This is a genomic window from Duganella sp. Dugasp78, from assembly GCF_059491455.1.
The window spans coordinates 1603878-1617129 of record NZ_CP168506.1 but is presented as its reverse complement, the minus strand read 5'-3'; the positions used below and the strand labels follow the sequence as shown (position 1 = coordinate 1617129).

Here is a 13252-nt window from a genome sequence, read left to right as displayed (position 1 = left end):
TCGTGATGCGCGCTCAGCATGGATCCCCGCCTACGCGGGGATGACGGCATGAAAAGAATTTAATCACTACCTGGAGTGATACATGAAAGCACTGCTCGATCTATTCAAGCAAGTACAGACGAACGAGACTTTTGACGCGATCAAGATCGGTCTCGCTTCGCCTGAAAAAATCCGTTCGTGGTCCTACGGCGAAGTTAAAAAGCCGGAAACCATCAACTATCGTACCTTCAAGCCTGAGCGCGATGGTCTGTTCTGCGCCAAGATCTTTGGCCCGATCAAGGACTACGAATGCCTGTGCGGCAAGTACAAGCGCCTGAAACACCGCGGCGTGATCTGCGAAAAGTGCGGCGTCGAAGTCACGCTGGCCAAGGTGCGCCGCGAGCGCATGGGCCACATCGAGCTGGCCTCGCCGACCGCCCACATCTGGTTCCTGAAGTCGCTGCCATCCCGTCTGGGCATGGTGCTGGACATGACCCTGCGGGACATCGAACGCGTGCTGTACTTCGAAGCATACGTGGTGACCGATCCAGGCATGACCCCGCTGAAGAAGTGCCAGATCATGTCGGAAGACGACTACGCCGCCAAGTACGAAGAGTACGGCGACGACTTCACCGCCTTCATGGGCGCTGAAGGTATCCGCGAACTGCTGCGCTCGATCGACATCCACCGTGATGCCGAGACCCTGCGCGTGGAACTGAAGGAATCGAAGTCCGAAGCCAAGATCAAGAAATACGCCAAGCGCCTGAAAGTGCTGGAAGCGTTCCAGCGCTCGGGCATCAAGCCTGAGTGGATGATCATGGAAGTGCTGCCGGTGCTGCCGCCGGAACTGCGTCCGCTGGTCCCGCTGGACGGCGGCCGTTTCGCGACCTCGGATCTGAACGATCTGTATCGCCGCGTGATCAACCGTAACAACCGTCTGAAACGCCTGATGGAGCTGCGCGCTCCAGAGATCATCACGCGCAACGAAAAGCGCATGCTGCAGGAAGCGGTCGACTCGCTGCTGGACAACGGCCGTCGCGGCAAAGCGATGACCGGCGCCAACAAGCGTCCGCTGAAATCGCTGGCTGAGATGATCAAGGGTAAGGGCGGCCGCTTCCGTCAGAACTTGCTGGGTAAGCGCGTCGACTACTCGGGCCGTTCGGTCATCGTGGTGGGGCCGCAGCTGAAACTGCACCAGTGCGGTCTGCCGAAGCTGATGGCGCTGGAACTGTTCAAGCCATTCATCTTCAACAAGCTGGAACTGATGGGCCTGGCTACCACGATCAAGGCCGCCAAGAAGCTGGTCGAGATCCAGGAACCGGTCGTCTGGGACATCCTGGAAGACGTGATCCGCGAACATCCGATCATGTTGAACCGTGCGCCTACGCTGCACCGTCTGGGTATCCAGGCTTTCGAGCCGGTCCTGATTGAAGGTAAAGCGATCCAACTGCACCCACTGGTCTGCGCGGCATTCAACGCCGACTTCGACGGTGACCAGATGGCAGTCCACGTTCCGCTGTCGATCGAGGCACAGATGGAAGCCCGCACGCTGATGCTGGCTTCGAACAACATCCTGTTCCCATCGAACGGCGAACCGTCGATCGTTCCTTCGCAGGATATCGTGCTGGGTCTGTACTACGCGACCCGCGAAGCGATCAACGCCAAGAACGAAGGCATGCTGTTCCCTGACGTGTCGGAAGTCATCCGTGCCTACGACAACAAGGAAGTGGAACTGACCACCCGTATCACCGTACGTATCGTTGAGAATCCAAAAGATCCAGCGACGGGCGAATTCGTTCGCACCGTGACCCGTTACGAGACCACGGTCGGCCGCGCCATCCTGTCGGAAATCCTGCCGAAAGGCTTGCCATTCTCCGTGCTGAACCGCGCGCTGAAGAAGAAAGAGATTTCCAAGCTGATCAACACGTCCTTCCGTAAGTGCGGCCTGCGCGCGACGGTGGTGTTTGCTGACCAACTGATGCAGTCGGGCTTCCGCCTGGCGACCCGCGCTGGTATTTCGATTTGCGTGGACGACATGCTGGTACCGCCTCAGAAAGTGACCCTGATTTCGGCCGCAGAATCCGAAGTCAAGCAGATCGAGCAGCAGTACGCTTCGGGTCTGGTCACCGCCGGCGAACGTTACAACAAGGTGGTCGACATCTGGGGCAAGACCTCGGACGAAGTCGGCAAGGCCATGATGGACCAGCTGAAAGTGGAAGACGTCATCAAGCGTGACGGCACCAAGTCCACCCAGGAATCCTTCAACGCGATTTACATGATGGCCGACTCGGGCGCCCGCGGTTCCGCAGCGCAGATTCGCCAGCTGGCAGGTATGCGTGGTCTGATGGCGAAACCGGACGGTTCGATTATCGAAACGCCGATTACCGCGAACTTCCGCGAAGGCCTGAACGTGTTGCAGTACTTCATCTCGACCCACGGCGCTCGTAAAGGTCTGGCGGATACGGCACTGAAGACCGCGAACTCGGGTTACCTGACCCGCCGTCTGGTCGACGTGACCCAGGATCTGGTCGTCATTGAAGATGATTGCGGCACCTCCAACGGCACGCTGATGAAGGCGATGGTCGAGGGTGGTGAGGTTATTGAAGCGCTGCGCGACCGTATCCTTGGCCGCGTGGTGGTCAACGACGTCGTCAACCCAGAGACCCAGGCTACGCTGTACGAAGCCGGCACGCTGATGGACGAAGACATGGTCGAAGAGATCGAGCGTCTGTCGATCGACGAAGTCAAGGTTCGCACTCCGCTGACTTGCGACACGCGCTTCGGCCTGTGCGCCAAGTGCTACGGTCGCGATCTGGGCCGCGGCATGCTGGTCAACGCCGGCGAAGCCGTCGGTGTGGTTGCAGCGCAGTCGATCGGTGAACCAGGTACCCAGCTGACCATGCGTACCTTCCACATCGGTGGTGCGGCGTCGCGTGCGGCAGTGGCATCGTCGGTGGAAGCGAAGTCGAACGGTACCATCCGCTTCACCTCGACCATGCGTTACGTCACCAACGGCAAGGGCGCGCAAATCGTCATTTCCCGTTCGGGCGAAGTGCTGATCACCGACGACCACGGCCGTGAGCGTGAGCGTCACAAGGTGCCGTACGGCGCCACCCTGATCGTCAAGGACGGCATGGTCATCAAGGCCGGTACGGCCCTGGCGACCTGGGATCCGCTGACCCGTCCGATCATTACCGAGTACGCCGGTACGGTGCGTTTCGAGAACGTCGAAGAAGGCGTGACCGTTGCCCGTCAGGTGGACGAAGTGACCGGTCTGTCGACCCTGGTGGTAATCGATGCGAAACGTCGCGGCTCGCTGACCAAGACCCTGCGTCCACAGGTCAAGCTGCTGAACGAAGAGGGCCACGAAGTGAAGATCGCCGGCACCGAACACGCTGTGGCGATCGGCTTCCAGGTCGGCGCGCTGATCATGGTGAAAGATGGCCAGGCAGTGTCCGTCGGTGAAGTGCTGGCACGTATCCCGACCGAATCGCAGAAGACCCGCGATATTACCGGTGGTCTGCCGCGCGTTGCCGAGCTGTTCGAAGCACGTTCGCCAAAAGACGCGGGTATGCTGGCGGAAGTCACCGGTACTGTTGCCTTCGGTAAAGAAACCAAGGGTAAGCAGCGTCTGGAAATCACCGACATGGACGGCAACAAGCACGAGTTCCTGATTACCAAGGATAAGCAAGTGCTGGTCCACGACGGCCAGGTGGTGAATAAGGGCGAGATGATTGTCGACGGCCCGGCCGATCCGCAAGACATTCTGCGTCTGCTGGGTATCGAAGCGCTGGCGCGTTATATCGTTGACGAAGTGCAGGACGTTTATCGTCTGCAGGGCGTGAAGATTAACGACAAGCACATTGAAGTGATTGTGCGTCAGATGTTGCGTCGCGTTCAGATCGTTAATGCCGGCGACACCAACTATATCGTTGGCGAGCAGGTTGAGCGTTCGGAACTGCTGGATGAAAACGATCGCGTGATTGCAGAGAATAAGATCCCTGCAACCTACGAAAACGTTCTGCTGGGTATTACCAAGGCATCGCTGTCGACCGATTCGTTTATCTCGGCCGCGTCGTTCCAGGAAACCACCCGCGTTCTGACCGAAGCCGCAATTATGGGCAAGCGCGATGGTCTGCGTGGTCTGAAAGAAAACGTCATCGTGGGTCGTCTGATTCCAGGCGGCACCGGTCTGGCATTCCACCGCGCTCGCAAAGAGAAAGAGCAGTGGGAAGTGGAAGAGCGTCAAGCTCTGCTGCTGGCCGAGAAAGCCTCGATGTCCAGCGGCGATGCGGAAGTTACCGAAACGGTTACCCCGCACGACGGCGAAGCGTAATTCAGCTTTTAGTCCTGCAAATAAAAACGGCACCTTCGGGTGCCGTTTTTTTTATTTAAGACCGTATTTTAAATACCCAGGGCTTCCCTTAAATATAATCCGCCTGAATATCGCGCGTTGTGAAAAGAAGAGTTAATCGCGGCCTGTTCGTCGCTTGCTCACGTGGCAAGCGGCGTTAATATGCCATTCGCCTTGCGGTCGTCATGCGCGTCGCTGCATTCCGGGTACTTCGGCTTGTGGTTTGCAAGCTAACCCGAAAACCCTACGTTAAACATGCCAGATGGCAGTGTGTTCATGCTAAGATTTGGCTCATGATCGCTCAAGCACTCTTCACCCCTGCCCAGCAAAAGCTGCTGGGCTTGCTATTTGTACGTGTCAATCAAGGCTTCCACTTGAACGAGATCATGCGCCTGACGGGTTTGGGCAGCGCCTCGGCCCAGCGTGAGCTGAAACGGCTGCATGAGTCGGGCGTCATCGTGTCCGAGCGGATCGGCAATGTGCGCCGTTTTAAACCCAACAAGGAATGCATCGTGTTCGGGGAGTTAAGCAACCTGGTCAAAAAAACCTTCGGCCTGGTGAGCGTGCTGAATTCGGCGCTGGCGCCGCTGCAACACGTGCTGAATGTGGCGTTTGTTTATGGCGCCACGGCCAAGGAACACGAGGGCATGGACACGCCGGTGGAGTTAATGCTGATCGGCGATAACACCAGCTACGGCGAACTATTATCCCGGCTGCCGGTAGCCGAGCGTTTATTGCGCCGTAAAATCAATCCCAACCTGTATTCGATCCCCGACTTTAAACGCCGCCTGCGCGAGCAGCAGCCTTTTATTCTGCAGGTATTGCGGGAACAGAAAATATACGTGTTGGGCGATGAAACAGATCTGGAAAAAATCAGCGGCGAAGAAGTCGCCGTGAATTAATCCATAACCTGTTTGGCAGACCATATCTGCTTTTGCGGGAATAATACAGAAAACCTGGTATATCGTCCCGCTTGGGATTCGCACTGAATCTTGCCGCCGAATGCGGTAATCACGCGCTGGCAGAATGCCAATCCCATTCCCGTGCCGCCGCCGTTATGCCGGGTGCTATAAAACGGTTCAAATACATGCGGCAGTACGTCATCCGGTATTCCCGCGCCGGTATCCGTCACCAGTAATTGCTTGCTATTCCCTTGTGTAAAGAAGGCAATTTCTACTTCTCCCCGCCCCGCCGATTTAATCGCGTGTAATGCGTTTTTAAACAGGTTATACAAAACGTAGACCAGCAAGACATCCGAACCAAAAAAGGTGAAATCCTCGGCGGCCTTCACCACTACCTTGTCGCGCATCGAGCTTTCAAATGGATAACAGGCCAGGGCTTCGTCGACGCATTTCTTGATTGAATGATTGGCGAAGTCGTTGCGATTCAGGGTGCCGGCGCGGGCCGAGGCCAGCATCATGTCCACGATGAAATTGGAACGGCTGATTTCAGCTTCGATGTGCTGGGTCAGCTTGCTCAGATAATGCAGCTGCGCCGGTTGTAACAAGGGCTCGATATGCCGGTTGTCAACTGCGCACTGGTAGCCGGCCAGCAAGTCCGGCAGGCATTTGGCCAGCACCCGTGACTGGTTGCGGATGGTCGCCAGCGGCGTGCGCATTTCATGCGCGATGGTGGCTGCCACTTCCATCGGGTCGGCCAGCAGGTTGTGCCGCACCATCGCCTGGGCAATCAGGCCCAGGCTGGTCGCCACGAACAGCACCCCCGGCGGATAGAACTGCACGCCGTAATTGCACAGATAGTCGACCGAGGCGAAGAAATAGATCAGCAGGCTGACCAGGCAGTAGCGCAGCCTGCTTCTTTCGGTCGATATGGCCAGTTGCTGGCGCCGGTAGAGCAGCCATAGCCCGCGGCCCACCACCACACCTGTCTGTATCAGGTGCAGCGGGTGCAGGGGCCCCGCCTTGGGATAGTATCCGAAGAAATAGGGGTAGAGACCGGCAATCAGCCAGTCCGTGCTCAGCATGACGACGCCCAGCAAGCCGGCGATCACATAGGACAGGTCCACCCAGCGGCGCTCGCTGCGCTGCGCCGTCAATTCGGCGACGAAGTGGTATAGCGTGGTTGGCAGGAAGAGGATGAGCAGGTAGCCCAGCTTGGCCAGCGCCAGCGCCTCGTGCTCGTCGTGGATCTGGAACAGCACGGCCCAGGTGAATTGCCAGCAGAAAGTGGTCGTGCACAGCAGGAAGAAGGTCAGGCTGATGCGGCTCACCCCGCGCGAATGCAGCACGTAAGCGCCGTAGCACAGGAAAAGCAGGGAGACCACGGCGGGCAATAGGGAATGCATGCGCTTTTTCCAACTGACTTTGGATAGGTATAGCCCGCAGTATTGCGCGTGTTGATCTGGCTCGCTTGACTATCGAATAACTATTTGCGCCAAATCAAACAAGCACAGCAGAAATCCGCTTTAAGTGTTTCTGTCCGCCCTGCGGACAGCGCCCCGCCTGCAAGCCGGGCGTTCCAACTCATTTCAAAAGGGGAATCCCATGCTGCTGCACGCCACCGAAGTTGAAAAGTCCAAAAGCACTACTGCGACCGCCGCCAATGCCAGGCAGACTTTTACCCATGCCTTGACGATCTACCTGAAGGATTCCAACGCCTACGGCAACACCTATTTCGCACGTTATTTCGAATGGCAGGGTATTTGCCGTGAAAAGTGGTTCTTCGATTGCGTCTCGCGCGACATGTTGCAAAACGAGGGCGTATTCATCACCAAGCGCGCGGAGCAGGACTACTTGCAAGAAACCTTCCCCTTTCAGGAGATAAATTGCGAGTTGAACGCGTATGACGTAAAGAAGTGCTCATTTTGGCTGGAGTTCCGGTTTTATGCCGATGGCAAGCCGGTCTCCGTCGGGCGTCAGCAGATCGTCTTTGCGAATCACGCCAAGCAGATCACCGCCTTGCCCGAGCTGGTAATCGCCCGCATCAAGCGTTACGCCAAGTAAAACCAGGAAGGCGGGCCATTGCGGCCCGCCCTGATGCTTTATTGTTGCGAGGCGATCCAGCGGTCGACCTTTTCCTCCAGCAGCGCCAGCGGCAGGGTGCCGTCGCCCAGCACGACGGCGTGGAATTTCGGCAGGCTGAACTTGTCGCCCAGCGCCTTGGCCGCGCGCTGGCGCAGTTCGACGATCTTCAGCGAGCCGATCTTGTAACCCAGCGCCTGGCCCGGCCAGGCCATGTAGCGCTCGGTCTCGGTCTTGGCGGTGTTGTCATAGCCCAGCGTGTCGTGCATGTACTGGATGCTCTGCTCGCGGGTCCAGCCTTGCGCATGCATGCCGGTGTCGACCACCAGACGGGTGGCGCGCAGCAGTTCATCGTTCAGGTGGCCGAAGTACTGGGCTGGATCGTCGAACAGGCCCATCTCCTTGCCCAGCGTTTCCGCATACAGTGCCCAGCCTTCGGTGTAGGCGTTGTTGCCGCCGTATTTGCGGAAGTTGGGCAGGTTCAGCTCCTGCATCAGGGCGATGTGGAAGTGATGGCCGGGCTTGCCTTCATGCAGGAACAGCGTGGTCATGCCGGTGCTGCCGTACTTGGTTGGATCGTTGACCACCGACCAGAACACGCCGGGGCGCGAGCCGTCGCCGGCTGGCGCGGTGTAGTGGTCCGAGGCGGTGGCGCGGCTCAGCTCGGGCTCCAGGCGCAAGTCCAGCCTGGCCTTCGGCAGCAGTGTGAACATCTGCGGCAGCTTGGTGTCCAGCACGTCGTTGAGCTTGTGATACACGGCCTGGACCTCGTCCTCGGTCTTGAACGGGTAGAACTTCGGCTGCGCCGCCACCCACACCGGCAGGCCGGAGGCCGGACCGTTATAACCCAGCTTGGGGCCCAGCACTTCAAACTGTGCCTGGATGCGCGCGACTTCTTTCAGGCCGATGGCATGGATTTCATCGGGTTTGAGCGACGTTGTGGTGGCGCCGGCGACACGCGCCTGGTACCAGGCGGCGCCGTCCGGCAGCGCGCCCAGGCCGGTGGTGGTGCGGCAGGCCGGCACGTATTCTTTTTCCAGGAAGGTCGCCAGGCGGGCCAGCGCCGGCATGACTTGCTCGCCCACGGTCTTGCGGTAGGCTGCGCTCAGGCGCGCCTTGTCTGCGGCGGAAAAGGCGGCCGGCAGCTTGGTGATCGGCGTGTAGAAGATATTGCTTTCCGGCGTGGCGCTGACCAGCTTCTGGAACTGCGGCAAGCCCGATTCCATGATGGCCTTCGGCTCGGTAATGCCTTGCTTCATGCCCACGCGCATATTGGCGATGGCCTGGTCTATCCAGGCCGGCAACTGGCTGATGCGATGCAGGTAGGCGTCGTACTCCTTGACGGTGCCGATAGGCTGCGAAGCCTCGCCGCCGGCGTAGTTGGCCAGGGTCACGGGCACGCTGTCCATCTGGTTGATCGGCAGCAGGTGCTCGGGGAAGCGCTCCATCGTCAGCAGCTGGTCCAGCTCGTAGGCCAGGATGTCGTAGTTGATGCGGTCCTTGCTATCGAGCTGCGCGCGCTGGACCGCCTTCAGGCGGGTGGTGAACTGGCGATACAGCTTGAACTGCCGGGCGCGCTTGGCCGGGGCGATGCTCAGGCCGAGCAGGTCGTCAAAGCGGTTGTCGCCGTTTTCCGTGGCGTTGAGCGGCTCGAAGCGGGCGGTGGCGTCGTAGTACTGGTCGGCGATCGCCAGCAGCGCCTTGTGCGCGGGCGCGGCGCTGACTTGCGGCGCGGCGGCGGCCGGCGCCGCGGCGTTGGCCGCCAGCGGTGCGAACGCCAGCATCACGGCGGCGGCGAGCGGGGCAAAAGCGGCATAGGTGTTGCGGCGACGCGTCATAATTTCTTCCTCAGGATGTCACAAAATTGGCGCCTAGGATAAGCCATTGCGGGGCGGCGCTGGGACAATTTTTGTATCGGCGATACATTCTTACTTTAAGGAAATATTTGATCCGCATCCGCAAATATAATTATGCAATGCACATCTAAAACCGGAGTATGCTGGAGACTTGAAAGCATAACAAAGCAGCAAAGCCTGGCCGCTACCTTGGTAGCGGTTTTTTTTTTAGGCGGCGGCCTCGGCGAAACGGCTCTCGTACAGCGCCGCCACCAGGTCCGATTGGGTGATGATGCCGGCGAAGCGCAGTTCCTGGTCGACGATGGGGATGTGGTGGAAGCCGGAATCGGCCATCAGCGGCACCAGGTCGACGATCGGCGTGTCCAGCCGCGCGGTGGTTGGGTGCTGGCTCATGATCTGGCCCACCACCTCGGCCTTTTCCGTGTGGGTTACACCGCTTTTGCGCAGAAATCGCTGAAGTTGATGGCGGATGCCGCGATAGTCGTCCAGCCCGCCGTGCTCCAGGAAATCTGTCTGCGTGACGATGCCGATCACCCGCCGCGCACGGTTGAGCACCGGCAGCGCCGCCACGCGGTGCGTGCGCATCTGCTGCCAGGCGTCCTCCAGGCTGGTGCCGAATTCGGCGCTGACGATATCGCGCGACATGATGTCGGCACAGCTGATGATGCCGAAGCGGCGCTGGTAGGCGCGCTGCTCGGTTTGCATGAACAGCGATTCCAGGTCGTCGCGGCTGATGTCCAGCACCTGGTTGTACTGCTTCAGCACGGCGTCCAGGTCTTCCGGCTTGAAGCCCAGCCGCACGGTCGGCACCGCGTCCTTGGTCGCGTGCGGATTCGGATGGGCGCCTTGCTGCGCATGGGGATAGCGGCGTCCGGTCAGATTGTTGTATAGCATCGCCATCAGGGCCAGCAGCGTCGTGTCGGCCAGCACCGTCACCAGCGGAAAGGCGAAGCCGGCCGCGTGGATGGCCGGCCCGCCGATCACCGCCGTCAACGCCACCGCGCCGCCGGGCGGGTGCAGGCAGCGCAGCGCGAACATGGCGGCGATCGCGCTGCTGGCGGCCAGCGCGCACAGCAGCGGCGCCGGCAGCATGTCGCCAAACAGGCGCACGCAGATCACGCCCATCAGTCCGCTGACGACATTGCCGCCGATGGCGGACCATGGCTGCGCCAGCGGACTGGCCGGCAGCGCGAACAGCAGCACCGACGAGGCGCCGATCGGCGCGACCAGGAAGATGGCGCCGGGCGACAGGGTAAGGCCGAGCAGGGCGGTCAGCAGCAGGCCGAACAGGGCGCCGCCGGCGGCGCGCAATTGTTCGCGCCGGCTGGCGGTGGTGGGGCTGGGCAGCCAGCGGTCGAGAAATGCGCGCATGGGCTTAATCAAGTATTTGAAATGGGACAAAGATTATCCCATGCTCAGCCCGCCAGTGCACATTATTGGTGCGACACCAGCTCCAGCGGCAGGGCCGTGGTGATCTTGATCTGCTCCATCGAAAACGCCGACGACACCCCGCTCAGCTGCGCCGCCTTGATTAACTTCTTGTAAAACCTGTCATATCCTTCGATATCGCTCGTCACCACCTTCAGCAGGTAATCGATGTCGCCGCTCATGCGGTGGAATTCCTGCACTTCCGGCAAGGCCACGACGGCGGCCGCGAAGCGCGCCAGCCATTTGTCGTCGTGCTGGCTGGTGCGCACGCTGACGAACACCGTCACCGGCAAGCCCACCTTGCGGCGGTTGACGATGGCCACGCGGCTTTCGATATAGCCTTCCTCTTCCAGTCGCCGCACCCGCTTCCAGCACGGCGTGCTGGACAAGCCGACCCGCTCGCTGAGCTGGGCGATCGACAGCGTGCCGTCGCCCTGCAAGGCCGACAAAATGGCATAGTCATAGCGGTCAAGGTTATTCATTCTATTTTTCCGGAAAAAGCAGCATGAAAATGCTATATGGAGTGCGTAACAAGAGTATTTTAGTACATATGTTTCGCCATCACTGAGTAAGCTATAGGTATCAATGACACAGGCATTATCATGACGACCGAAATCTACCTCGATGGCAACGCCACCACCGCCGTGCTGCCGGCCGCCATCGCCGCCGCGGCCGACGCCATGGGCCAGCGCTACGGCAACCCCAGCAGCAGCCACGGCACCGGACTGAAGGCGCGGGCCCTGCTGGACCAGGCCCGCGCCTGCGCCGTGCGCCTGCTGGGCGTGGGCGACGGCCGCCTGATGTTCAACAGCGGCGCCACCGAAGGCATCCAGACGGCGGTGCTGTCGGCGCTGGTGGCGCTGCGCGAACGCCGCGAGCGTGGCGAGGCCATCGGCAGCCTGCTGGTCTATGGCGCAACCGAACACAAGGCCGTGCCGGAAAGCCTGGCGCACTGGAACCGCCTGCTGGGCCTGAACCTGACGCTGCAAAAGCTGCCGGTCGACCAGGACGGCGCGCACGACCTGGCGCTGCTGCGCGCGCTGGCGCCGCAGGCTGCGCTGGTGTGCACCATGGCCGCCAACAACGAGACCGGCGTCATCACCAACCTGGCCGCGATCGAAGCCCTGCTGGCCGAGACCGGCAGCGGCGCCTACTGGCTGGTCGACTGCGTGCAGGCGCTGGGCAAGCTGGACCTGAACCTGGCCGCCACCCGCATCGACTACGCGCCGTTCTCCGGCCACAAGCTGTACGCGCCCAAAGGCGTCGGCATGCTGTACGTGCGCGCCGGCGCGCCGTTCACGCCGCTGATCATGGGCGGCGGCCAGGAAGGCGGCCAGCGCTCCGGCACCGAGAACATGGCCGGCATCGCCGCGCTGGGCGCCGTGCTGGCCGCGCTGGAACGCGGCGACACCTTCCGCAGCCACGACCAGCTGGCCAGCTTCCGCGCCCGCCTGGCCGAGAGCCTGCGCGCCGCCTTGCCCGGCGTGGTGTTCAACCATCCCTTCGACAAATCGCTGCCGACCACGCTGAACTTTTCCGTGCCCGGCCTGTCGAGCCGCGAACTGATGGACGTGTTCGACGCCGCCCAGGTGCGCGTCAGTTCCGGCAGCGCCTGTTCGGCCGCCAAGGCCGCGCCCAGCTACGTGCTGGACGCCATGCAGGCACCGCTGTGGCGCAGCGCCGGCGCGATCCGCATGTCCTTCGGTCCGCTGGCTGACGAGGCCACCATCAGCGACGCCTGTCGCCGCATCGAGCGCTGCGGCGCCGCCCTGCGCGCCAGCTGCCTGATCCCGTCCGAGCGCGCCGCCGTGCCGCACGACGGCCTGCTGCAACTGGGCGTCGAAGGCGCCTGCAGCTGGATGGTGCTGGACGCCGCCAGCCGCGGCTGCATCGTCATCGATCCCTTGCCGGAGATGACCGCCCGCATCGTATCTTATGCGCGCTGCCAGAACTACCAGGTGCAAGCCGTCGTCACCACCCAGGCCGGCGCCGACCGCGCCACGCTGATCGACGCGCTGGGCAGCAACTTCGACGGTCACACCGCCACCGACGCCTACGGCTGGCCGGCCGCAGCCCGCGCCATCGCGCTCGGCGCGCAGACCCTGGCCAGCGTGGCGGACGGCAACTCCCGCCACTACCTGCTGGGCGACGCCGTCGATGCCGAACTGCCGCCGCAGGCGGTGCGCTTTGCCTTCAGCGCGCGGCCGGCTGTGGAAGCGCTGCGTCCGCTGACCTGCGCGCAGACGCTGCTGTGCCCCACGCGCGACGAGCACAACCAGTTCTGCGTCGGCATGAACGCGTCCGCCACTGCCGATGCGCAAGCCGCGTTGCAACTGGACAGCGCCGCATTGGATGCCTTCCTGCAAGCCCATCCCGACACCCAGCTGGTCGATGTGCGCGAGGCCTATGAATTTGCCGCCGCCAGCGCGCCCGGACCGGCCGGCCGCAGCGCCCGCAGCGTGCCGCTGAGCCGCCTGGCCGAGCACGCCAGCAGCTGGTTGCACGGCGAACAAGTGCCGCTGGTGTTCTTCTGCCGCAGCGGCAACCGCAGCCTGAAGGCCGCGCAGCTGCTGCGCCGCCTGGGCCACGGCCAAGCCTACAGCCTCGGCGGCGGACTGGCCTTGGCGCCGTTGGCGCTGGCCGCCTAGGGCCTG

The 13252-nt window shown here is 61.4% G+C and carries 8 protein-coding genes; 4 read left to right on the top strand and 4 right to left on the bottom strand.

Features of this window, described 5'->3' with window-relative positions; translation table 11 throughout:
* The first annotated feature begins 82 nt into the window (after positions 1-82).
* Together rpoC and ACEN9O_RS07145 are read left to right on the top strand one after the other, a co-directional pair.
* Complete coding sequence (gene rpoC, locus ACEN9O_RS07150; RefSeq protein WP_495616898.1) at positions 83-4315, top strand: DNA-directed RNA polymerase subunit beta'; 4233 nt, start codon at positions 83-85, stop codon at positions 4313-4315.
* A gap of 311 nt (positions 4316-4626) precedes the next feature.
* Positions 4627-5235: a helix-turn-helix domain-containing protein gene (locus tag ACEN9O_RS07145; RefSeq protein ID WP_117012696.1), complete on the top strand. Its 609-nt coding sequence runs from the start codon at positions 4627-4629 to the stop codon at positions 5233-5235.
* On the opposite strand, the gene ACEN9O_RS07140 is transcribed toward ACEN9O_RS07145, so the two are convergent.
* Complete coding sequence (locus ACEN9O_RS07140; RefSeq protein ID WP_495616897.1) at positions 5232-6638, bottom strand: sensor histidine kinase; 1407 nt, start codon at positions 6636-6638, stop codon at positions 5232-5234. The genes ACEN9O_RS07145 and ACEN9O_RS07140 overlap by 4 nt on opposite strands.
* 199 nt (positions 6639-6837) lie before the next feature.
* On the opposite strand from ACEN9O_RS07140, the gene ACEN9O_RS07135 reads away from it, so the two are divergent.
* Entirely contained in the window at positions 6838-7296 is a 459-nt protein-coding gene (locus ACEN9O_RS07135) for an acyl-CoA thioesterase (protein WP_495616896.1), read from the top strand.
* Positions 7297-7334: 38 nt separating this feature from the next.
* Here the strand turns inward: ACEN9O_RS07135 and ACEN9O_RS07130 are convergent, their stop codons facing one another.
* From ACEN9O_RS07130 to ACEN9O_RS07120, 3 genes are all read right to left on the bottom strand, one after another.
* Positions 7335-9152 carry a DUF885 domain-containing protein gene (locus ACEN9O_RS07130; protein ID WP_495616895.1) on the bottom strand — a complete coding sequence of 606 codons (1818 nt, stop codon included), beginning with the start codon at positions 9150-9152 and terminating at the stop codon, positions 7335-7337.
* Positions 9153-9377: 225 nt separating this feature from the next.
* Complete coding sequence (locus ACEN9O_RS07125) at positions 9378-10541, bottom strand: HPP family protein (protein WP_495616894.1); 1164 nt, start codon at positions 10539-10541, stop codon at positions 9378-9380.
* Between the two features lie 62 nt (positions 10542-10603).
* A complete protein-coding gene (locus ACEN9O_RS07120) occupies positions 10604-11080 on the bottom strand; it encodes an Lrp/AsnC family transcriptional regulator (protein ID WP_495616893.1) in 477 nt (158 codons plus the stop codon).
* Between the two features lie 120 nt (positions 11081-11200).
* On the opposite strand from ACEN9O_RS07120, the gene ACEN9O_RS07115 reads away from it, so the two are divergent.
* Complete coding sequence (locus ACEN9O_RS07115; protein WP_495616892.1) at positions 11201-13246, top strand: aminotransferase class V-fold PLP-dependent enzyme; 2046 nt, start codon at positions 11201-11203, stop codon at positions 13244-13246.
* The last annotated feature ends 6 nt before the right edge of the window (positions 13247-13252 follow it).